This window comes from Streptomyces sp. NPDC003720 (assembly GCF_042875075.1).
GTDB lineage: Bacteria > Actinomycetota > Actinomycetes > Streptomycetales > Streptomycetaceae > Streptomyces.
Window position 1 is genome coordinate 84147 of sequence record NZ_JBIANZ010000002.1, and the last position, 21653, is coordinate 105799.

The following is a 21653-nucleotide window of genomic DNA, read 5'->3' on the forward strand; positions in this document are numbered from 1 at the left end:
CGTTCGGAAGGATTGCCATGACTGAGAACCACGACGCGATCGTCACAGACGCGAAGTCGGAGGAGCCGAGCGGCGGCTGCCCCGTCGCGCACGGGCGGGCCCTGCACCCGACCCAGGGTGGCGGCAACCGTCAGTGGTGGCCGGAGCGGCTCAACCTGAAGATCCTTGCCAAGAACCCGGCCGTCGCCAACCCGCTGGGCGCGGACTTCGACTACGCCGAGGCGTTCAAGTCCCTGGACCTGCCGGCCGTGAAGCAGGACATCGCCGAGGTGCTCACCACCTCCCAGGACTGGTGGCCGGCCGACTTCGGGAACTACGGCCCCTTCATCATCCGGATGGCCTGGCACAGCGCGGGCACCTACCGCATCAGCGACGGCCGCGGCGGCGCCGGCGCCGGCCAGCAGCGCTTCGCCCCGCTGAACAGCTGGCCCGACAACGCCAACCTGGACAAGGCCCGCCGGCTGCTGTGGCCGGTCAAGAAGAAGTACGGCCAGAGCCTGTCCTGGGCCGACCTGCTGGTGCTCGCCGGCAACGTCGCCCTGGAGTCCATGGGCTTCGAGACCTTCGGCTTCGCCGGCGGCCGCGAGGACGTGTGGGAGCCGGAGGAGGACGTCTACTGGGGTCCCGAGACCACCTGGCTGGACGACAAGCGCTACAGCGGCGACCGCGAGCTGGAGAACCCGCTCGGCGCCGTCCAGATGGGCCTGATCTACGTCAACCCGGAGGGCCCCAACGGCAACCCGGACCCGATCGCCGCGGCCCGCGACATCCGTGAGACGTTCCGCCGCATGGCCATGAACGACGAGGAGACCGTCGCCCTGATCGCCGGCGGCCACACCTTCGGCAAGACCCACGGCGCCGGCCCCGCCGACCACGTCGGCCCCGACCCGGAGGCGGCCGGCTTCGAGGAGCAGGGCCTGGGCTGGCGGAGCAGCTACGGCACCGGCAAGGGCGCCGACGCCATCACCTCCGGCCTCGAGGTCACCTGGACCTCCACGCCCACCCGGTGGAGCAACGGCTTCTTCGACAACCTCTTCGGCTACGAGTGGGAGCTGACCGAGTCCCCGGCCGGCGCCAAGCAGTGGAAGCCGAAGGACGGCGCGGGCGAGGGCACCGTCCCGCACGCCCACGACTCCTCGAAGAGGATCGCCCCGTCGATGCTCACCACCGACCTGGCGCTGCGCTTCGACCCGATCTACGAGCCGATCTCCCGCCGCTTCCACGAGAACCCGCAGGAGTTCGCGGACGCCTTCGCCCGCGCCTGGTACAAGCTGACCCACCGCGACATGGGCCCGAAGTCGCTCTACCTCGGCCCGGAGGTTCCGGAGGAGACCCTGCTCTGGCAGGACCCGCTGCCGGAGCGCGAGGGCGAGCTGATCGACGACGCCGACATCGCGGCCCTCAAGACCAAGCTGCTCGACTCGGGCCTGACCGTCTCCCAGCTCGTCACCACCGCCTGGGCGTCCGCCTCCACCTTCCGCGGCAGCGACAAGCGCGGCGGCGCCAACGGCGCCCGCATCCGCCTCGAGCCGCAGCGCGGCTGGGAGGTCAACCAGCCCGACCAGCTCGCCCTGGTGCTGCGCACGCTGGAGAGCGTCCAGCAGGAGTTCAACGCCTCCTCCGGCGCCAAGCGGGTCTCCCTCGCCGACCTCATCGTCCTCGGCGGTGTCGCGGCCGTGGAGAAGGCCGCGAAGGAGGGCGGCTTCCAGGTCGAGGTGCCCTTCACGCCCGGCCGGGTCGACGCCGGCGAGGAGCACACCGACGCCGAGTCCTTCGAGGCCCTGGAGCCGACCGCGGACGGCTTCCGCAACTACCTCGGCAAGGGCAACCGCCTGCCCGCCGAGTTCCTGCTGCTGGACCGGGCCAACCTGCTGACGCTGAGCGCCCCCGAGACGACCGTCCTGGTCGGCGGCCTGCGCGTGCTGGGCGTGGGCGCCGAGGGTTCCCAGCTCGGCATCTTCACCAAGACGCCCGGCTCGCTGACGAACGACTTCTTCGTCAACCTGCTCGACCTGGGCACGACCTGGTCCGCGACCACCGAGGACCAGACCACGTTCGAGGGCAGGGACGCCGCCACGGGCGAGGTGAAGTGGGCCGGCAGCCGCGCCGACCTGGTCTTCGGCTCGAACTCCGAGCTGCGCGCGCTCGCCGAGGTCTACGCGGGCGACGACGCGAAGGAGAAGTTCGTGAAGGACTTCGTCGCCGCCTGGGACAAGGTCATGAACCTCGACCGGTTCGACCTGGCCTGACCGACCCGCCGAGGGCGTCCGGCCCGGCCCGCACGGGCCGGACCGGGCGCCCTCGCCCGTGCCGGCGCGGGCCCGCGCCTGCCCGTCCGCGAAGGGTCCGGCGACGAAGACCGTCGCCGGTACTGCGGTCGCGGCGGTCGGGGTGCACGATGGTGAGGTGGCGATCCGGATCCCGATCCGGATCCTCCGGACGCCGAGCGGGCCCGCGCGCCCCGGCGCGCGGCCGCCGGCAGGCGAGAGGAGGCGGCGGCCGATGACTCGGACACCTCCCACGACGGTGACCCGCGACCGGCTGTGGCGCTGGCGGCGCAACCCACTGCGCCGGCACAGCGACATCGTCGAGGGCTGGGTGGTGCTCGCCACCTGGATCCTCGCCGTGCTCGGCGCCGTCCTCGGGGGCTGGGCGGCCGCGCACTCCGTGGACTCGACGCTGACCGCGCGGCGGGCCGAGGTGCACGCCGTCTCCGCGGTCCTCACCGACGGCGCGATGAAGACCCCGGCCGCCGGCAGCGGCTACGACGACGGCCGGGTCTGGGCCACGGCCCGCTGGACCGGCCCGGACGGCAAGGTGCACATGGACCGGACGAAGGTCCTGCCGGGCGCCGCCGCCGGAACCCAGGTCACGGTGTGGACGGACCGCACGGGCCGGGCGGTGCCCGCGCCCGCCTCGGCGGCCGAGGCCATGCTGCAGACGCTCCTCACCGGCGCCCTGGTCGCCCAGGTCACCGGCACGACGGTGTGGGCCGGCGGCTGGCTGGTCCGCAACGCGCTGGTGCGACGCAGGCTGGCCGAATGGGACGAGGAGTGGAAGCGCGTCGGCCCGGAGTGGCGCAACTTCAGCGGCGGCCGGGGCTGAGACCCCCACCGCAGCCGTCGCGCCCTGCGCACCCTCCCGGCGATCACCGCATCCGACGCCATCCCTCGATGCCGCGTCCCGGGCGGCCTCACCCGCGCAGCGCCTCGAACGCCTGACGGGCGCCGATTCCGATCGCCAGGTCGATGTCCGGCGCCTGCGCCGCCCGCCGGTCCGCCCGGGTGAGCGCGGCGACGGCCACCCGGGCGCCCGAGTCGGCCTCGATCACGCCGATCTCGTGCCGCAGATGCAGGAACGTGCCCGTTTTCCCGCTCAGCCGCAGACTGTCGGCGCGCAGTTCGCTCGCCAGCCGCTGCGTGAACACCTGATGGCCCATCAGCCGCCGCAGCTCGGCCGTGGCGCTGGGGTGCGCCACCTCGTCGCGCCACACCCGCCCCAGCAGGCCGGTGAGCGCCGAGGCGGTGCCGAGGTTGGCGTGCGCGGGGTCGAGCGTCTCGATGGTGTGCCGTCCCGCCCGCTCGTCGCGGACGGCGAGTTCCAGGGCGAGGGAGAAGTCGTTGCCCGCGGCGCCGGCGGCGCACTCGTACATGTGGTTCATGCGGTGCCGTATCCGGATGCCGGCGCAGCCCCAGGCCCGCAGCCGGGCGTCGGCGTCGGCGACCGGCACCAGGTCGAACAGCGCGTCCGCGGCCGCGTTGTCACTCACCGAGAGCATGAGCAGGAGCAGGTCGCCTACGGCCACCGTGACCGGGTGGCGGAACGCCGCGATGCCGGTGGGGCCGACGCTGCCGGCGGCCGGGTCGACCGTCACCGCAAGGGCCGGGTCCAGGTCGCCGACCGCGATCAGGTCCAGCACGACCAGCGCGAACGGCACCTTCACCACGGACGCCAGGGGGAACGGCTCCTCGGTGTCGAAGCCGAGCTGCTCGCCGGAGTCGATGTCGCGGGCGAGGAACGCGCCGCGCACGCCGAGTGCCGCCCAGTCCCGGGCGATCTCCTCGGCGACGTCCAGGAGGGGGCCGTCGCCGCGGAACTGCGCCGGCCGGTGCGCCGTGTCCCCGGTCATCCGCGTGCCGCCAGCCGCGCCGGAGCGTCCGCGGCCTCCGGCCGCCCGGCGGCGCGTACGGCGGTCCCGGTGCCGGCCGCGGCGGCCAGCACCGCGGCCAGCCACTCCGGCACGGAGCCGCCCCGCTGACGCGGGGTGCCCCGCACGTCGTACCCCCGGTGCAGCGAGGTGTCGGCCAGCGGCGCCCAGTCGGCGCCGTGCCGCCGCGCGAAGGGCTCGTCGCACAGCAGCGTCGCCCGGCCGGCCAGCGTCTCGGCGAGCGCGGTGGCCGCAGGGCCGGCCGGCCGCACCAGCCGCTCGGGCAGCCCTGAGCGGGCCGCCGCGCGGACCAGCCGGTCCCACGCGTCGGGCACCTCGTCCTCCGTCAGGGTCAGGATCGGCAGGGGGTCGATCCGCTCCCGGGTGACGGCGCGGCGGCGCGGTCGCAGATCCTCCAGGTGGACCGGGTGCCCCCGGCCCACCGCGTGCGCCGGCCGCTCCGCCCCGAGGGGCGGCGCGCCGGCCAGGCCGAGCGGCACCCGGTGGGCGGCGTGCTCGGGCGGGACGCGCAGCAGCGCGTACGCGAGCGAGCCGTCCGCCAGCCGGGCCGCCCGCTCGTGGGGCGGCAGTTCGCGCACCGCGAGCGTGAAGCCGCGGTCCGCCCCGGCGCGGATGATCCGTGCCAGGGCCGCCGGCGCCCGGTCGGCGGGCACCCCCACGGCCCGTGCCTGGGTCCGCCGGGCGGCCCGGGCGACCTGTTGGAGCCGCTGGGTCCGGTCCAGGACGTCCTGCGCGTAGGGGAGCAGCAGCATGCCCAGCTCCGTCGTCGCGACCTGCCGCCGGGAGCGGTCGAACAGCAGGCCGCCGAAGTGGGCCTCCAGCGTCTTGATGCGGCGGCTGAGGAGCGGCTGGGCGATGCCGAGCCGGTCGGCCGCGCGCGAGAAGCTCGTCTCGTCCATGGTGGCGACAAACGCCTCGAGATGCGCGAGGAGATCCATCCAGCAGTCATATCAATTGGGTATGGGACCTTCAAAGTTCACTCTTGGACATGAGTGGTGTCCCGCTGTTTCGCTGTCCCGGTCGACGAAGATCCACCGAGCCGACGCCCCATCACCGACGAACTCGGGAGAACTCCGCACAATGACGAGTGCCGTTCCGACGCCGCGCCGCCGCCTGTTCAAGGCGGGCATCGCCCTCACCGCCGCCGCAGCGGTGGCCCCAGCTCTGACGTCCGCCCCCGCCTCGGCGGCCCCGAACGCCCGATCAGCACACCTCCGCGACCGGTTCGCCGAGCTGGAGCGGCGGTACGGCGCGCGGCTCGGTGTGCACGCCCGGAACGCGCGCACCGGCCGCACCGTGGTGTACCGGGCCGCGGAGCCGTTCGCGATGTGCTCGACGTTCAAGGCGTTCGCCGCCGCCGCCGTGCTGCGCGACCACGCCGACTGCGCACCGCTCGACAAGGTCGTCCACTATCCGCCGAACGACATCCTCGCCAACTCCGACCATGCGAAAGCGCGTCTGGACACGGGGATGACCGTGGACGAGCTGTGTGCCGCCGCGATCCGGTACAGCGACAACACGGCGGGGAACCTGCTGCTGCGTCAGATCGGCGGCCCGCAGGGGCTCACCCGGTTCTTCCGGTCGCTCGGGGACCGGGTGAGCCGGCTCGACCGCTGGGAGACCGACCTCAACACCGCCGTCCCCGGCGACCCGCGTGACACCACCACGCCGGAAGCCCTCGGCGGCAGCTTCCAGCGGCTGACCCTCGGGCGGGTGCTGGCCCGCGCCGACCGCGAGCGGCTCCTCACCTGGCTGAAGGGCAACACCACCAGCGGCGAGCGGTTCGGCGCCGGACTGCCGCGGGGCTGGGTCCTCGCGGACAAGACGGGCACCGGCGAGTACGCGACCGCCAACGACATCGGCGTCGCCTGGACCACCCGGGGGACGCCCCTGGTGCTCACCGTGCTGTCCACGAAGGACACCAGGGACGCGCCCGTCGACAGCGGGCTGATCCGCGAGGCGGCCGCCGTCCTGGCCGACGCCCTGGCCCCCGGCGAGTAGGGCGGCCCCTTCCGGCCCGCCGGCCGCGATTTTCCACTACCGCCAGTAACGTGATGATCTTCTCCCGGTTGTACCAGTCAGTCAGTTTGCACGTCCGGCGGACGTGCTCCGCCCGGAGAAGTCCATGTCCTCTGAAGCCTTCGAGAACGCGCGTCTCACGTACGAGCAGCACATGCGGACCTGCCGCCAGTGCCACGTGGACACCGTGCCCTGCGCGGTGTCCAAGCACCTGCTGCGGATCTGCAACAACGCCCGCAGGGAACTGCTGCGCACCCCGGACCGGCGGGCCGGCCAGGGCTGAGCCGCCGGTCCGGCCGCGATCCGTGCAGGCCCGGGGCTTTCGGGCGGGATGATCGGGGAACCCGGTCGGCTGATCCGCCCGCACGAGACGACGGAGGCCGCCGTGACGGACAAGCAGAGTCCGCAGCCCGACCCGACCACCCGGCACCCCCGGCCGGACTTCCCCTCCCAGGACCAGCCGCACCCCGGCTGGACCGGGCCGATGGATCCGCCGCCCGACCACGGTGAGGAGTCCTACCGGGGCGCCGGGCGTCTGAACGGCCTCAAGACCGTGATCACGGGCGGTGACTCCGGAATCGGCCGGGCGGTCGCACTGGCCTACGCCCGTGAGGGCGCCGACGTGCTGTTCACCCACCTCGCCGACGAGGAGGACGACGCACGCGAGACCGCCCGGCTGGTCGAGGACGCGGGCCGCAAGGCGGTCGCCGTGCCCTGCGACATCCGGGACGAGAGCGAGTGCCGCGCGCTGATCGGGCGGGCGGTCGACGAGTTCGGGCGCATCGACGTCCTGGTGAACAACGCCGCCTACCAGATGTCCCAGCCGGACGGGATCGAGGCGATCAGCACCGAGCAGTTCGACCGGGTGCTGCGCACGAACCTGTACGGCATGTTCTGGCTCACCAAGTTCGCCCTGCCGCACATCTCGGCCGGGGGCAGCGTCATCAACACCACCTCCGTGCAGGCGTACAAGCCCAGCCCGCACCTGCTCGACTACGCCATGACCAAGGGCGCGATCGTCACCTTCACCCAGGGGCTGGCCCAGATGGTCGCCGAGCGCGGCATCCGGGTCAACGCGGTCGCGCCCGGCCCCGTGTGGACGCCGCTGATCCCGGCGACGCTGCCCGACACGGCCGAGTTCGGCAAGCAGAGCCCGCTCGGCCGCCCGGCCCAGCCCGCGGAACTCGCTCCGGCGTACGTCTATCTCGCCTCCGACCAGGCGAGCTTCGTCACGGCCGAGATCCTCAACGCGACCGGCGGCACCCCGCTGCCCTGACCCGGGCACGGGGCCCGGCGTCCCCGGCTAGGCCGTGTCCGCGAAGTCGCGTCTGCGTCACGACGCCCGGCACGCACTCTCGCCGCACCGGGCCCAGACCCGGGCACATCCAGTACGAGGGCCAGGGCCCGGCACTCCCCCAGCCTTCGGCCGGGGGGACCCCCAGAGCACGCACCTGACGCCGCAGGGCCCGCCCTCCGGGCGGACGACGGGAATCTGACGACAGGACCTAGAGCGGGGGCTCCTCGGCGAGTTCCAGCAGCGAGCGGGCGCTCTCGGCCGTCAGGGGAGAGGCCTCGGCCGCGGACGGGAACAGACCGCCCCAGGCCCGGGCCCGCCCCAGGGCGCTGAGCCGCCAGGAGAGACGGACCGCGCGCCGGAGTTCCTCCGTCGTGCGGCCGTCTCCCGTCCACGGCTCCAGGTAGGCGTCGCGCAGCCGCGGCAGGACGCCGGGCCCGTACCGTTCGCAGGCCTTGCGGGCCGGGACCCGCAGGCTGCAGAACGGGTGGGAGACGGCCGAGTCGCCCCAGTCGAAGAAGGTGAACCGGCCCGGCTCCGGGTTGAACAACTGACCGTCGTGCAGGTCGACATGGTCGAGCGAGTCGGGCACCCCCAGGGCCGCAAGCTCGGCGCACCAGTCCGCCAGCCGGGGCCGCAGCTCCGCCAGCCGGGTGCGTTCGTCCGGCCGCAGCGCCGGGCTGCCGGCCAGCAACTCGTCGAAGAGGTACGGCATTTCACCGGTGCGGGCACTCGGCACGCCCAGCCGTCCGAGTTCCCCCGCGTGCGGGACCAGCGTGTGCTGCATGCTCGCGTACTGGCGCAGCAGGTCCTCCCAGGCCTCCGGCCCGACGGGCTCCCGCTCGAGCACGTCCCGGAACAGCGCGCCGCCGTCGGGCAGCAGCGACCAGCCCCGGCCGGCGTCGATCGCCAGCGGCGCCAGGACGTCACCCGGAACCCAGTGGGCGAGCGCCGCGGTGAGGGCGCCCTCGAAACCGCTGGCCGGCGGATTCGCCTTGAACCAGACCGTCTCCCGGCCCGCCACGGGGACCCGTACCAGCACGGACCACGGCCGCAGCCGTACCCGCAGACCGCCGGACATCCGCAGCCCGTGGGCGGCGAGCCCGTCCTCCAGCCAGCCGAGGGCCGCGGACCGCCAGTCCTCCTGCTCCCAGGGGGTCGGCGCGTCCGGGTACGCGCCTCGGTCCACGGTCGCTGACGCAACATCTCGCATCAGGTCATCCCAGCACGGGCGCATCGCGGCCGGCCAGCGGTTTTCCGGTTCGGCCGGCGGCGGAGAGGGCAGGATTCGAACCTGCGTGGACCCCTGGCGGGGCCCGACCTCGAGACGTGCTCTTGGTCCCCGATCAACCACTCCGGGCACCTCTCCCTGTTCCCGGCCCGGTCTCCCGCGCCGTTCACGACCACTACGTTGCCAGGCCCCGCTGACCGCGCCCTGACCCTCCGCTGACACCCGGACCGGCCCCGCGCCGCGCCGCCCGGGAATCCCGTGGCCGCCCGCCGTCCCGTTCAGCGCACCGGGAAACCGAAGGAGTAGCCCTGCTGCTTCAGCCAGGGCAGCACGGTCCGCAGGGCGGCAACCGTCTGCGAGCGGTCACCGCCGGCGTCGTGGAAGAGCAGGGTGGGGCCGTTGGGCACTTCCTGCTGCACGGTGGCGACGATGGCCTCGGTGCCGGGCCGCTCGAAGTCCTTGGAGTCGACGTTCCAGCCGAGCGGCCGCATGCCGTGGGAGGCCGCGAGGTGCCGGCTGTAGGGGGTGAAGGCGCCGCCCGGGGCACGGTAGTACAGGGGGCGCACACCGCCGGACGCCTTGGTGATCTGGCGTTCGGCGGTGAGGATCTGCTCCGACTGGTAGGACTGCGGCTTCTTGTCCATGGCGGTGTCGTGCGAGACCGAGTGGTCGCACAGCCGGTGTCCGGCCGCCACCACCTGCTTGACGAGATCGGGGTGGGCCTCGGCCTGGGGGCCGACCATGCAGAAGACCGCCTTCACGCCGTTCTCCCGCAGCACCTGGAGCACCTGAGGGGTCCAGGTCGGGTCCGGGCCGTCGTCGATGGTGATGTTGACCGCGTGGTCGCCGCCGTCGGAGGCGTGGACGATGCCGGCGGACACGGCGGCCGCCTTCGCGGCGGCGGGCTTGGCCGCGGCCTGGTCGCCGCCCGCGGGACCGGCCTGCGCGGTCCACACCGAGGTCGCGGCGGCCACCGCCGTCACCCCGACCGCCGCCGCGACCACCCGGCCGTACCATCCCCGCCCGCCGTGCCGTGCCATGTCCCGCCCCGATCCTGCCGTGTTGGTGTCTCCGTGCACCTGTGAGGACGGGCGGGAACGGCCCGAGGATCCCGCTGTTACCGATCAAGGACAATCCCGCGGTGCTTCCGGGACAACGAGCGAAGTCCCGGGACGGGAACGGCCGTCCGCCGCGCACCCGGGTGATTCCGCGACCGGGTCAGTCCGTGGACGGACGGCGCGCGTCCACCTCGATCTCGATCTTCATACGGGGGTCGGCCAGACCGCACACGAGCATCGTCGCGGCCGGCCGGACCTCGCCGAAGCGGCGGCGCAGCACCGGCCAGCAGGGCTCGAAGTCGGCGCGGTCGGGCAGGAGGTAGCGCACCCGCACCACGTCGGGGAAGCCGCAGCCGGCCTCGGCCAGCGCGGCCCCGATGTTGCGCAGGCACTGCTCGGCCTGTTCCACCACGTCGTCGGAGATGGTCATCGTGGCGTAGTCGAACCCGGTCGTCCCGGACACATGCACCCGGTCCCCGTCCACCACGGCGCGGGCGTACCCGATCTGCTCCTCGAAGGCGGAACCGCCGAGGATCGCACGTCGTATCGTCATGCGCCGCACGCTAAACGGCCCGCGCCGGTCCCTCCAACACGGCCCCGGCCGCCCGGAGTCCGGTCAGCGGCCGTAGCGGCGGTCCCGGGCGGCGTACGAACGCAGCGCGCGCAGCAGGTCGATCTGGCGGAAGGCGGGCCACAGGACGTCGACGAAGTGCACTTCCGCGTAGGCGGACTGCCACAGCAGGAAGCCGGACAGCCGCTGTTCGCCCGAGGTGCGGATGATGAAGTCGGTGTCGTGCCCGGCCGGCGAGTACAGATTGTCGCTGATGTGCTCCAGGTCGAAGTCCGCGGCCAGGTCCCGGGGATCGCCGCCGGCGCCGATGTGCTTGTCGAAGGCCGCCCTGACGGCGTCGACGATCTCCCGGCGGCCGCCGTAGCCCACGGCGACGTCGACCTTGAGCCCGCCCCGGCCGGCCGTGCCCGAGGCGGCCTCCTTCAGGACCCGGGCGGTGTTCCCGGGCAGCAGGTCCAGCGCGCCGATGATCTCGATCTCCCAGGGCTCCCCGGGGGCGCAGATGCGCTGGACGGTCTCCTCGATTATGGCGAGCAGCGGGCCGAGTTCGTCGGCGGGCCGGTGGAGGTTGTCGTCGGACAGCATCCACAGCGTGACGTGCTTGATCCCCGCGTCGGTGCACCAGCGCAGGAAGTCCGTGACCTTGGCGCCGCCGACACGGTAGCCCTCGCGCACGTCGCTGTGTCCCGCGCCGCGGGCCCAGCGCCGGTTGCCGTCCAGCATGATCGCCACGTGCCGCGGCCGGGGGAGACCCTCCAGCTTGCGGTTGAGGCGCCGTACGTAGACCGCTTCCAACGCCGCGCGCAAGGCCTTCATCGCCACACCGACATCCTTTCTCCGAAGCCGTGTTAGAGGGCGCAACGATAGTCCCACGTCCGCCGGCGGCACATGCGGAGCCCTGGAGTCCGCGTTCCGGGGGACCGCTGCGCCGGGCGTCACTCGCGATCCGTCACCGACTCGCCGTGTCGAGCGGGCGTCCGTCGGCCGGGCTCGCGCCGTCGGGCACGGACCCCGCGTTCCGGCCCCACCTCCACGGCAGGAGCTGGAGCACGCCGAACGCCACCTCGACGCCGAGGAACAGCCACAGGAGCCGCGACGCGCCATGGGCCAGTGCGTACGCCTGCCACGTCGCGAACAGCGTGCGCGCGGCGCCGTCGAACAGTCCGTGCTCCGGCAGCGTCCTGACGATGCGCAGAACGGCCCAGACGACCACCACCGAGCCCATCAGGTTGGCGAACAGGACCTGCCAGGCGTCGGGTTCGGGCAGGGCGCCGAACCCCAGCGCCCGGCTGCCCGACGACAGCGCGTCGTGTACCGGTGCGTAGGTCCACGGAGTCGCGAAGCCCGCCGTGACGACCAGGTCGTACCAGGCGCTCGCGCGTACGACGCGGAGGTAGGCGGGGTGCGCGGGGGTGCGAAGAGGGTTCACGATGAGGCTCCTACGGGGGTTTCGTGGCAGATGCCTCACGCTAAACAGTGGAGTACGCTCCAAGGTCAAGTCCGGCCTACCGCGGAGGGGCATGCGCATCGGCGAGCTTGCCGCGCGGGCAGGCATGACCAGAGACACGATCCGGTTCTACGAGAAGGTCGGTCTTGTCGCGGGCCGGCGGCTGCCCAACGGGTACCGGGACTTCCCGCCCGAGGCGGTGGTCTGGCTCCAGTACGTCCGCACCGCGCAGGCGCTCGGGTTCTCCCTGGCGGAGATCGCGCGGACCGGCGAGCGACTGCGCGAGGCGCCGGACACCGCCGCGGCGCTGTCCGCGCTCCTCGAGGAGAAGATCCGGGTCATCGACGCCCGCATGGCCGAACTGGCCGCCCTCAGGGCCGACCTGGCCACGCGCGTGGGCACCGGATGCCCCCTGCGGCCGGCCGGAGGGGCCGCCGGCGAGACGGCCGGCTGAGGCCGTCGGCCCGCTCCGCGCCGGTAGCGGAACATACAAGCAGTGACTTCCGGGCGTGGGATGTAACGCACGATGGTCCTCGTAAGGGCGATGGCGGGCGTGGCAAATCAGGGCAATCTGACCTATTCCCCGGCACCCCGCATGCGTTGCAGGAATGTAATCGGCGTTACATCTACCCATGATGACGGCCTGGCTGTAGTTTCCTGCGCTGTCAGGGGGCGAGGGCAGACCTCCCCCGGCAGTACGTCCGAGAGGGACCGATCGTGATGCCACATTCCTCCCGCCGCGCCATGCTCAGTGCCGCGACCGCCGTCGCGGCCCTGATGGCGGTGAGCGCCTGCGACGACGGCTCGGACACCGGCGGGGCCGCGTCGCCCGGCGCCGCGAAGGTCGCCGGCGTGACGGTGAAGAAGGACCAGGCGCTGCACGACGCGCTGCCCGCCGGGATCAAGAAGTCCGGCACGGTCCGCGTCGCCACCGACGTCCCCTACGCGCCGTTCGAGATGTTCGTCAGTGAGGGCGGCAAGGAGCTCACCGGGCTCGACTACGACCTCGGTCAGGCCATCGGCGCGAAGCTCGGCGTGCGGTTCGCCTTCACCCCGCAGAAGTTCGACGGCATCGTGCCCGCCCTGCAGGCCGGCAAGTTCGACGCCGCGATGTCGGCGATCACGGACAACAAGGACCGCCAGAAGGTCGTCGACTTCATCGACTACTCCCAGTCCGGGTCCGGCGTCCTGGTCGCCAAGGGCAACCCGAAGAAGATAACCACCCTTACCGACCTGTGCGGGTCGCCGGTCGCCGTGCAGGCGGCCACCAACCAGCTGAAGCTGCTCACCGCGACGCAGGCCGACTGCACCGCGGCCGGCAAGCCCAAGATCGCCGTCTCGACCTACCCGAAGGACTCCGACGCGCAGCTCGCGCTCCGCTCGGGGAAGGTCGTCGCCGACGTGCTGACCAAGCCCGCCGCGGGCTGGACGGCGAAGACGGCCGACGGCGGCAAGGCCTTCGAGCTGGTGGAGGACCCCAAGGCGCCGGGCGGCTACAACGCCTCGCCCAACGGCATCGCCGTCAGCAAGAAGCTCCCCGAACTCACCGCAGCGGTCCAGAAGGCCCTCCAGGCCCTCATCGACGACGGCACCGCCACCAAGATCTTCGACAAGTACGGCGTCGCCTCGATCGCCGTCAAGGAAGCCACCCGCAACGCGGCGGTGGACTGAGAATGACCGCCACCTCCACACCCGTGAGCGCCTCACCGCACCGCGAGTCAGCCGCCGAGGACATCGACATCGTCCCGGTGCGGCACTACGGCCGCTGGGTCGCCGCCGCGGCGGCCGTGGCGGCCGTCGGCGGACTGATCGGCTCCCTGGCCAAGAACGCCAACCTGCACTGGGACGTCATCGGCCACTACCTCTTCACCGGCCTCGTCTTCGACGGCCTGGCGACGACGCTGTGGCTGACCGCCGCGGCCATGGCCCTCGGCCTGGTCCTCGGCACCCTGATCGCGGTCATGCGCCTGTCGGCCAACCCCGTCCTGTACGGGCTCTCCTCCCTGTTCGTCTGGGTCTTCCGGGGGACACCGCTGCTGGTCCAGATCATCTTCTGGGGCTATGCCGCGGCTCTGTACAAGAAGGTGCTGATCGGAATCCCGTTCACCGACGTCACCTTCGTCCAGGCCGACACCAACTCGCTGCTCACCCCCGCGGTCGCGGCTCTGCTGGCGCTCGGCCTGAACGAGGCGGCGTACGCGAGCGAGATCGTGCGCGCCGGCATCCAGTCCGTCGACCCGGGACAGACGGAGGCGGCCCACTCGCTCGGTATGCGCCCCGCCCTGACCATGCGCCGGATCGTCCTGCCCCAGGCCATGCGGGTGATCATCCCGCCGATGGGCAACGAGACCATCAACATGCTGAAGATGACGGCGCTCGTCTCCGTCATCGCCGCCCACGACCTGATGTCGAACATCCAGGACGTGTACGCGCAGAACTACCAGGTCATCCCCATGCTCGTGGTCGCCAGCATCTGGTACCTGGCCCTGGTCAGCCTGCTGAGCATCCCCCAGGCGTGGATGGAGCGGCGCTACGGCCGCGGCACCTCGGGAGGCGGCCGGGTGTCCCCCGTGCAGCGCCTCCTCGCGGGCGCGTTGTCGCTGGGCCGCGTGAACAAGGAGTCGGACCGATGACCACACCCATGGTCCACGCCCAGGGCGTGCGCAAACACTTCGGGAAGCTCGAGGTCCTCAAGGGCGTCGACCTGACCGTGGGCGCGGGAGAAGTGTGCTGTCTGCTGGGGCCGTCCGGCTCGGGCAAGTCCACGTTCCTGCGGTGCATCAACCATCTCGAGACGGTGGACGGCGGCAGACTGTCCGTCGACGGCCAGCTCGTGGGCTACCGCCGGCAGGGCGGCCGGCTGCACGAACTGCGTGAGCGGGAGGTCGCCTCCCGCCGCCGTGACATCGGCATGGTCTTCCAGCGCTTCAACCTGTTCCCCCATCTGACGGCGCTGGAGAACGTGACCGAGGCGCCCGTACGCGTCGCGGGCGTCAGCCGTGCCGAGGCACGGGAGGACGGTATGCGCCTGCTGGAGCGGGTCGGGCTCGCCGACCGCGCCGGGCACTACCCCGCGCAGCTCTCCGGCGGACAGCAGCAGCGGGTCGCCATCGCCCGCGCCCTGGCCATGAAACCCAAGCTGATGCTCTTCGACGAGCCGACCTCGGCACTCGACCCGGAGCTGGTCGGTGACGTCCTGGACGTCATGCGGCAGCTCGCCGCCGACGGCATGACCATGGTCGTCGTCACCCATGAGATCGGCTTCGCCCGCGAGGTGGGCGACACCGCCGTCTTCATGGACGGGGGGGTCGTCGTCGAAGCCGGACGCCCCCAGCAGGTCCTCGTCGATCCCGAGCAGGAACGCACCCGCGGATTCCTCTCGAAGGTCCTGTGAGCGCCTCGGTCCGTCAGCGGCCGCGCACCGCCGCACTGCTGACGCTCGCCCATGCCCACCAGCCCCGGTACCTGCGGGAACTGGCAGAACTCGTCGCGATCGACTCCGGCTCCTACAGCCCCGAAGGCGTCAACCGCGTCGGCGAGATCGTCGGCGACCGGCTGCGGGCCCTGGGATTCGACACCCGCCGCGTCGGCATGGGACCCGCAGGTTCCCGCGGCACCGGCGACCTGGTCGTGGCGCGGAAGAAGGGGGCGCTCCCCGTCGAGGAAGGCGGCCGCCGCATCCTCCTGGCCGCGCACATGGACACGGTCTTCGAGGACGGGACGGCCGCGGCGCGGCCGTTCGGCCTGGTCGGCTCGCACGCCCGCGGGCCGGGCGTGAGCGACGACAAGGGCGGCCTCGTGGCAGGTCTCACGGCGCTGCGCGTCCTCGCGGAGGCGGGCTTCCAGGACTACGCCGAGCTGGTGTTCCTCGCCGTCCCCGACGAGGAGATCGGCTCCCCGGCGAGCCGCCCCCTCACCGAGAAGGCGGCGCACGGCATGCACTACGCCCTGGCGCTGGAGTGCGCCCGCGAGAACGGCGACGTCGTGATCGCCCGCAAGGGCGTCGCCGACTTCCGGCTCACCGTCACGGGCCGCGCCGCCCACGCCGGCATCGAACCGGAACGGGGCGCGAACGCCGCGCTGGCGGCGGCCCACCTCACCGTCGCCCTCCAGGGACTCAACGGCCGCTGGGACGACGTGACGGTCAACGTCGGAATGGTGCACGCCGGCACGCGCATCAACATCGTCTGCCCCGAGGCGGAACTCCACGTCGAGGTCCGCTCGGCGACGACGCGGGGCATCCGGCGGGCCCGGCAGGCGATCGAGGAACTCGCCGCGCGCCCCACCGTCCCCGGGACCACGGCGACGGTGGAGCAACTCGACCTCTGCCCGCCGATGGAGGACACCGACGCCTCACGGCGGATCCTGCACGCCGCCCAGTCCATCGGCGCGGAGATCGGACTGTCCATCGGGGCGGCCGCGACCGGGGGAGTGGGCGACGCGAACCTGATCGCCGGCGTCGGCGTACCCGTGCTCGACGGTCTCGGGCCGGTGGGCGGCGGCGACCACAGCCCGCAGGAGTGGCTGGACACCACCACCGTCGCCCCCCGCGTCGCCCTGCTCGCCTCGCTCATCGCCGAACTCGGCCGCGAGCACCTCCCCGCCGCCTGATCGCACAACTCCCCGACAGCACATCCCCCACGTCCGCACACACCCGGAGGCACCTCATGCGCATCCCGTACGGAACCGGTCGCACCGTCCTCGCCGCGAGCACCACTCTCCTGCTGGCTCTGGCAACGGCTCCGGCCGCCACCGCGCACCAGGCCGCCGCACACCGCTCCGCCGGCTCGCTCGTCCTGGTCGGCGGCGGGCTGAAGGACGACAACGACCAGGTGTACGGCGAGATCATCGACCGGGCCGGTGGCGCGGGGCGCGCACGGATCGGCGTGCTGACCGCCGCCTCCGTGCCGGAGAGCCAGGACCCGAACGCCGGTGACCCGGCCACGTGCTCCAACTCCGCCTGCAACGGCGCCTACTACGCCGGCCTGTTCACGCGCCACGGCGCCGCCGACGCCGAATGGATCCCAATCGACATCGACCATGTCGCCGAAGCCGACTCCGACCGTGTCGTCGCACAGGTCAACAGCATGACCGGCTTCTTCTTCGGCGGCGGCGACCAGTACCGCTACGTGACCAGCCTGCTGCACGGCTCCGGCCACACCGACTCCAAGGTGCTGGCCGCCATCCGCGCCAAGCTCGCCCAGGGCGCCGTGGTGGCCGGGTCGAGCGCCGGTGCCCAGATCGCGGCCGGAGCCGACATGGTCACCGGCGGTGACTCCTACGAGGCCCTGCGGGACGGCAGCGCTCCCGGCTACTTCGACGACGCGTCGAAGCTCGGCTACCTGCCCGAGGGCGGCTTCGGCTTCCTGCGCTCGGGACTGCTGGACACCCACACCGGCACCTCGGGACGTGAGGGCCGCTCGCTGCGCCTGGCCGCCGACACGGGCCACCGGCGGGTCTACGCGCTGGAGGAGAACACCGCACTCGTCGTCGAGCACCCGGGCTCGGCCGACGAGAGCATGCGCGTCGTCGGCCCTCAGGGCCTGGCGGTGTTCGACCTGCGGCACATGCGCGTGAGCCGGCGCGACGGAGGCTGGTCGCTCAGCGGGGCGACCTACGACTACCTCACCGACGGCGACCGCTACGAGCCGAGCCGCTGGCGGGTGCGGCCGGCATCCGGCAAGACGCGGCTCCACCCGCAGGACCGCACTCCGGTGCCCGCGAACAACGACGTCTTCTACTCCCTCGCCAATGACGACGGCGTCCCCTACAGCTTCCTGCGGACCGCGCGCGCCCTCGCGCGGTCCGCAGGACAGCGCGAGGCGACCGCCACCACGTTCGAGTCCGGTCCGCGCTTCACCGTCACCTTCCGGAAGGACCGGCACTTCACCCCCCTGACGGACGACGGCACGACGGCGGACACCCTCATCGGGATGAGCGTGTCCATCACCCCCAGCTGAGACTCCCCGCACAGGCCGCGCAGGGCCTCGATCCTCCAGCGGGCGCCATCGGCGCCGTACCCGCCGCTTAAGCTCCACGGACAAGGCCCTCCCGGCACGGAAAAGGAACACACCGATGGCTTCTGGCACGCTCGCCGACAGGATCCGGCTCAAGCTGGGTGAACTCAGCCCCGCCGAACGCAAGGTCGGCCGGGTCATGTTGGCGGGCTACCCGGCGCCCGGATTCGAGACCATCGCCACCATCGCCGAGCGTGCCGCGGTCAGTGCGCCGACCGTCCTCAGGTTCGTCGGACGCCTCGGCTTCCGCGGCTACCCCGACTTCCAGGCGGCCCTGCGCGAGGAACTCGAGGAACGAAGCGCCTCACCCCTGGCGCTGTACGAGTCGGCCCCCCTGACCCGGGCCGACGACGCCGACCACGCGGACGCCAGGGAACCGCTGCTGACGAGCGGCAGCAGGCTGTTCGCGGCCGCGCTCACCCAGTCCCTGGCCGAACTCCCGCCGCACGACCTGGACCGGGCCACCCAGCTCCTCGCCGACCCCAAGCGACGGATCGTCCTCGCCGGCGGCCGGTTCACCCACCTGCTGGCGCAGTACCTCGGTCTCCACCTCATGCAACTGCGCGACGACGTGTCCTTCCTGCCCGATCGCGACGTCGAGCGCACCGCCGTCCTGGCCGCGCTGACACGCCGCGACGTACTCGTCGTGTTCGACTACCGGCGCTACGAGGACGACAAGGTCGGCATGGCTCAGCTGCTGCGGGAACGCGGCGGCAAGGTGGTGCTCTTCACCGACACGTGGCTCTCGCCGGTGACCGCGCACGCGGAGGTCGTCCTGCCCAGCCAGGTCACGTCGCCCTCGCCGTACGACAGCCTGGTCCCGACGATGGCCGTGATCGAAACCGTCGTCGCGTCGGTCATCGTGTCGCTGGGCGAGGCCGCGCACCGACACCTGAGGCACGGGGAGGACGTCGCCCAGCAGATCGGCCTGGTCTGACCGCCGGCCGGCCGGGTGAGACCTCGCCTCTCCGGGAGAAGTGGCGGGGTCCGGGTGTGGATGGCTGTCACTCACTTTCGGGTGTCGGCCGGACGGCGGAGCGGGACCGCGCAGCGGCGTTCGCGGCGGTGGTACGGCTTGACGGGGCGTCAAAAGCCGCTTTGCGCATGTGGATGGTGCATGAAGGTAAGAGTCACGGAATTGTGGGTGATGTGTAACACCGCTCGTGTACCGCTCGTACGTGGCGTGTCGGTGGGGAGGGTGGGGTGTGCGGCCACCCGGGCGAACCGAGCGCACAGCGCACTCGGCCCCACGGGCGAGACGTGCCAACGAAGCGTAGGCAGAACGGAGCGAGATCATGCAGACCATCACCGCATCGACCGATCGAGCACTGGACGACGCCCCGGCGGAGGACTTCCTGCTGGCGCCGCCCAGGTCCGCGGACCGCATCACCTGCCGCGTCGACCCCCGCGATCTGCGGCGCCTGAACCTGTACGCGGTGCTGACCGCCGCCGGGATCGCTCCCTGGCCAGGAGACCGGGAAGCGATCGAGGAGCTCAGCGCACTGCCCGACAGCGTGCACGAGGCACTGCACCACTGGCTCAACTCCGGCAGGTGACGCGCTGAACGACGCCATCGGCGCCCAGGAGCGCCGGCTCGCCGCCGAGGAGCCGTCCTCACCACGGCCGCGGCAACGGGATACCCGGCGGCGAGCGGATCCACCGGGCGTCCGAGGGTGACGCCGAACGCGCCGGAGCAGGTGACCGATACAACGGTTCGATCTCTGTCCGCCCCAGGGCTGACACCGGGGTCCTGGTCTGCGATAACGTGCGCGCTCGGCCCGATCATCGTACTGTCCGGGGACTGTTATGCCTGATCCTTCCATACCGCCGGACGACCGGCCGGCGTCGCCCGTGACGCCCCGTCCGACGGCCGAGTCGCCCGCCGGCTCCTTGAAACGGCGTCTGGTGCTGTCCTCCGTGCTGCCGTCGGGGGTGGTCGCCGTGACCGGCGCGGTGGCCACCGGGCTGGTCCTCGACGGCCACCTGGACCAGGCGTACCAGGGCGCGGTGTTCGGCGGCGTGGCGCTCGTCGGTGCCCTGGCGGCCGCGATCGCGGGCACACGGGCTTCGGCGGAGGCGCGGGCGGTCACCGAGCACTGGGCGGAGCTGTCCCGCGCGGCCGACCGCAACCGGGCCGAGCTGGCCGAGCTGACCCGGGCCACCTCCGAGGGCAGGGCCGAACTGGAGTCGCTGTGCCGTCGGTTGCGGGCCGGAGAGCGGCCTGTGCGGCAGCGGCGGCCGGAACTCCCGCCGCAGACCGGCCCGGACGCACTCTCCCGCCTCGGGTTCGAGATCACCGTGGCCCGGCACGAGGCGGAGACGGCCCTGCTGGAGACCGCCGCCTCCGCGATCGGTGCGGAACACCACTCCCGGCTGGAGCAGTTCGAGGTCTTCGCCAACCTGGCGCGCCGTCTGGAGTCCCTGGTGCACCGCGAGATCGGCCTGCTGGACGACCTGGAGAACGAGGTCGAGGACCCCGACCTGCTCAAGGGGCTGTTCCGGGTGGACCACCTGTCCACCCGGATCCGCCGCTACGCCGAGAACCTGGCCGTGCTCGGCGGCGCGAACACCCACCGCCAGTGGACCCGCCCCGTCGGCCTGACCGACGTGCTGCGTTCCGCCGTCGCCGAGATCGACCAGTACGCCCGCGTCAAGCTGGTCCCGCCCGTCGAGGGGTCGGTCAGCGGCCACGCCGTGGTCGACGTCGTCCACCTGCTGGCCGAACTGCTGGAGAACGCGACGGTCTTCTCACCGCCCCAGACCACCGTGCACGTGCGGGTGGAGCCCGTCGCCGCGGGCGTGGCGATCGAGGTCGAGGACCGGGGCCTGGGCATGTCCCCGGCCGAGCGCGGCCGGATGAACACCGTCCTGAGCGCACCCGACAAGGTCGCGCTCGGCGAACTGCTGCAGGACGGCCGCATCGGCCTGTACGTGGTCTCCGTCCTCGCGCAGCGGCACGACATCGCCGTGCGGTTGCAGAGCAACGTCTACGGCGGCACCCAGGCCGTCATGGTGCTGCCCCAGGCACTGCTCGGCCCGCAGCCCGCGGCTCCCGCGCCGGCCCCGCACACCGCCCCCGCGCCCGACGCCGAGCCGCACGACCTGGGGGAGCCCGAGACGGTCGGCCCCCGGGCGACCGACACGGCCGGCGTCGCGGATCCGGGCGTGTCCGGTCCCGGACCCGAGCCCGCCCCGGCCCTCGCGGACGGCGACGACGACCGCCCGCGGCTGCCGCAACGCCGCCGTCAGGACCACGCCGCCGAAGTGCCGCAGCCGGCCCGTGACGCCGTGGCCGCCGAGGACACCGCACACGACCCCGGCCTGATGGCCGCGTTCCAGACCGGACTGCGCAGGGCCGAGGAAGCCGAGACGCCCTGACGGCGCGGGCCGCCCCCGAAGGCCCGGCCTCCGCGCAGCACAACGTTCCTTCCGTCGAAGAGGAGTACACGATCGTGGCGAGCGAAGACCTTTCCTGGCTGTTGACGGGTCTGGTGAACCGGGTGCCGCACACCCGAAGCGCGTTGTTGCTGTCCTCGGACGGGCTGGTGAAGGCAGCGGAGGGCCTCGACACGGACGCCGCGGACCAGTTGGCCGCGCTGGCCAGTGGGCTGTACTCGCTGGCGCGCAGCGCGGGCCGGCACTTCGACGACGGCGGTGACGTGCGACAGATCGTGACGGAGCTGAGCAGCTCGCTGCTGTTCGTCTCGTCCGCCGGGCACGGCGCGGTGCTGGCGGTGCTGGCCGGACGCGATGCGGACGCGGCGGTACTGGGCTACGAGATGGGGATGATGGTGAAAAGTGTCCGTCCGCACCTGGCCACGCCGCCTCGGCGCCCGGTGGCGTGACCG

At 72.6% G+C, this 21653-nt stretch carries 22 protein-coding genes and 1 pseudogene; 15 read left to right on the plus strand and 8 right to left on the minus strand.

The genetic code is table 11. From position 1 onward, the window contains the following. Positions 1–17: 17 nt before the first annotated feature. Positions 18–2249 (plus strand): catalase/peroxidase HPI, encoded by a 2232-nt coding sequence (gene katG, locus ACFYU0_RS05825; RefSeq protein WP_351666293.1) that lies wholly within the window; start codon positions 18–20, stop codon positions 2247–2249. A 253-nt stretch (positions 2250–2502) separates the two neighbouring features. Further along, positions 2503–3105, plus strand: coding sequence for a hypothetical protein (locus tag ACFYU0_RS05830; protein WP_351666295.1), 603 nt, complete (start codon positions 2503–2505; stop codon positions 3103–3105). Positions 3106–3193: 88 nt separating this feature from the next. Here ACFYU0_RS05830 and ACFYU0_RS05835 read toward each other — a convergent pair whose 3' ends face one another. Beyond that, positions 3194–4129 (minus strand): serine hydrolase, encoded by a 936-nt coding sequence (locus ACFYU0_RS05835; protein ID WP_389298093.1) that lies wholly within the window; start codon positions 4127–4129, stop codon positions 3194–3196. Beyond that, a complete protein-coding gene (locus tag ACFYU0_RS05840) occupies positions 4126–5106 on the minus strand; it encodes a LysR family transcriptional regulator (RefSeq protein WP_389298094.1) in 981 nt (326 codons plus the stop codon). Before ACFYU0_RS05840 ends, ACFYU0_RS05835 begins: the two co-directional genes overlap by 4 nt. Before the next feature lie 142 nt (positions 5107–5248). Between ACFYU0_RS05840 and bla the strand changes: the two genes are divergently transcribed. The 3 genes from bla to ACFYU0_RS05855 all read left to right on the plus strand — a co-directional run bounded on the left by bla (position 5249) and on the right by ACFYU0_RS05855 (position 7463). Continuing rightward, complete coding sequence (gene bla / locus ACFYU0_RS05845) at positions 5249–6169, plus strand: class A beta-lactamase (protein WP_389298096.1); 921 nt, start codon at positions 5249–5251, stop codon at positions 6167–6169. Between the two features lie 124 nt (positions 6170–6293). Beyond that, a complete protein-coding gene (locus ACFYU0_RS05850; RefSeq protein ID WP_389298098.1) occupies positions 6294–6470 on the plus strand; it encodes a hypothetical protein in 177 nt (58 codons plus the stop codon). 102 nt (positions 6471–6572) lie between these two features. Next, on the plus strand, positions 6573–7463 hold the full coding sequence (locus tag ACFYU0_RS05855; RefSeq protein WP_389298100.1) for an SDR family oxidoreductase: 891 nt from the start codon (positions 6573–6575) through the stop codon (positions 7461–7463). 229 nt (positions 7464–7692) lie between these two features. Here ACFYU0_RS05855 and ACFYU0_RS05860 read toward each other — a convergent pair whose 3' ends face one another. The 6 genes and pseudogenes from ACFYU0_RS05860 to ACFYU0_RS05885 form a co-directional block, all read right to left on the minus strand. Continuing rightward, a complete protein-coding gene (locus tag ACFYU0_RS05860; RefSeq protein ID WP_351666307.1) occupies positions 7693–8694 on the minus strand; it encodes a phosphotransferase in 1002 nt (333 codons plus the stop codon). 60 nt (positions 8695–8754) lie between these two features. Further along, positions 8755–8850, minus strand: a pseudogene (locus ACFYU0_RS05865). Positions 8851–8990: 140 nt separating this feature from the next. Next, positions 8991–9752, minus strand: coding sequence for a polysaccharide deacetylase family protein (locus ACFYU0_RS05870; protein ID WP_389298102.1), 762 nt, complete (start codon positions 9750–9752; stop codon positions 8991–8993). Positions 9753–9930: 178 nt separating this feature from the next. Beyond that, a complete protein-coding gene (locus tag ACFYU0_RS05875; protein ID WP_389298104.1) occupies positions 9931–10323 on the minus strand; it encodes a RidA family protein in 393 nt (130 codons plus the stop codon). 63 nt (positions 10324–10386) lie between these two features. Further along, positions 10387–11157, minus strand: coding sequence for an isoprenyl transferase (locus ACFYU0_RS05880; protein ID WP_351666495.1), 771 nt, complete (start codon positions 11155–11157; stop codon positions 10387–10389). 133 nt (positions 11158–11290) lie between these two features. Next, positions 11291–11773, minus strand: coding sequence for a hypothetical protein (locus tag ACFYU0_RS05885; RefSeq protein WP_389298888.1), 483 nt, complete (start codon positions 11771–11773; stop codon positions 11291–11293). Positions 11774–11861: 88 nt separating this feature from the next. Between ACFYU0_RS05885 and ACFYU0_RS05890 the strand changes: the two genes are divergently transcribed. The 10 genes from ACFYU0_RS05890 (at position 11862) to ACFYU0_RS05935 (ending at position 21650) form a co-directional block, all read left to right on the plus strand. Then, positions 11862–12242, plus strand: coding sequence for a MerR family transcriptional regulator (locus ACFYU0_RS05890; RefSeq protein ID WP_389298106.1), 381 nt, complete (start codon positions 11862–11864; stop codon positions 12240–12242). 266 nt (positions 12243–12508) lie between these two features. Next, positions 12509–13459 carry an ABC transporter substrate-binding protein gene (locus ACFYU0_RS05895; RefSeq protein WP_351666315.1) on the plus strand — a complete coding sequence of 317 codons (951 nt, stop codon included), beginning with the start codon at positions 12509–12511 and terminating at the stop codon, positions 13457–13459. A 2-nt stretch (positions 13460–13461) separates the two neighbouring features. Beyond that, on the plus strand, positions 13462–14421 hold the full coding sequence (locus ACFYU0_RS05900; protein ID WP_389298108.1) for an amino acid ABC transporter permease: 960 nt from the start codon (positions 13462–13464) through the stop codon (positions 14419–14421). 8 nt (positions 14422–14429) lie between these two features. After that, positions 14430–15182 carry an amino acid ABC transporter ATP-binding protein gene (locus tag ACFYU0_RS05905; protein WP_389298890.1) on the plus strand — a complete coding sequence of 251 codons (753 nt, stop codon included), beginning with the start codon at positions 14430–14432 and terminating at the stop codon, positions 15180–15182. Next, the gene (locus tag ACFYU0_RS05910) at positions 15179–16399 is read left to right on the plus strand and encodes a M20 family metallopeptidase (protein WP_389298109.1); all 1221 of its coding nucleotides are present in this window, start codon (positions 15179–15181) and stop codon (positions 16397–16399) included. Before ACFYU0_RS05905 ends, ACFYU0_RS05910 begins: the two co-directional genes overlap by 4 nt. 56 nt (positions 16400–16455) lie before the next feature. Next, positions 16456–17748 carry a cyanophycinase gene (locus ACFYU0_RS05915; protein WP_389298111.1) on the plus strand — a complete coding sequence of 431 codons (1293 nt, stop codon included), beginning with the start codon at positions 16456–16458 and terminating at the stop codon, positions 17746–17748. 115 nt (positions 17749–17863) lie between these two features. Then, the gene (locus tag ACFYU0_RS05920) at positions 17864–18742 is read left to right on the plus strand and encodes a MurR/RpiR family transcriptional regulator (RefSeq protein WP_351666322.1); all 879 of its coding nucleotides are present in this window, start codon (positions 17864–17866) and stop codon (positions 18740–18742) included. A 358-nt stretch (positions 18743–19100) separates the two neighbouring features. Next, positions 19101–19361 (plus strand): hypothetical protein, encoded by a 261-nt coding sequence (locus ACFYU0_RS05925; RefSeq protein ID WP_351666324.1) that lies wholly within the window; start codon positions 19101–19103, stop codon positions 19359–19361. A 295-nt stretch (positions 19362–19656) separates the two neighbouring features. Then, the gene (locus tag ACFYU0_RS05930) at positions 19657–21183 is read left to right on the plus strand and encodes an ATP-binding protein (RefSeq protein ID WP_351666326.1); all 1527 of its coding nucleotides are present in this window, start codon (positions 19657–19659) and stop codon (positions 21181–21183) included. A gap of 74 nt (positions 21184–21257) precedes the next feature. Continuing rightward, a complete protein-coding gene (locus ACFYU0_RS05935; protein ID WP_351666328.1) occupies positions 21258–21650 on the plus strand; it encodes a roadblock/LC7 domain-containing protein in 393 nt (130 codons plus the stop codon). Positions 21651–21653 lie beyond the last annotated feature (3 nt).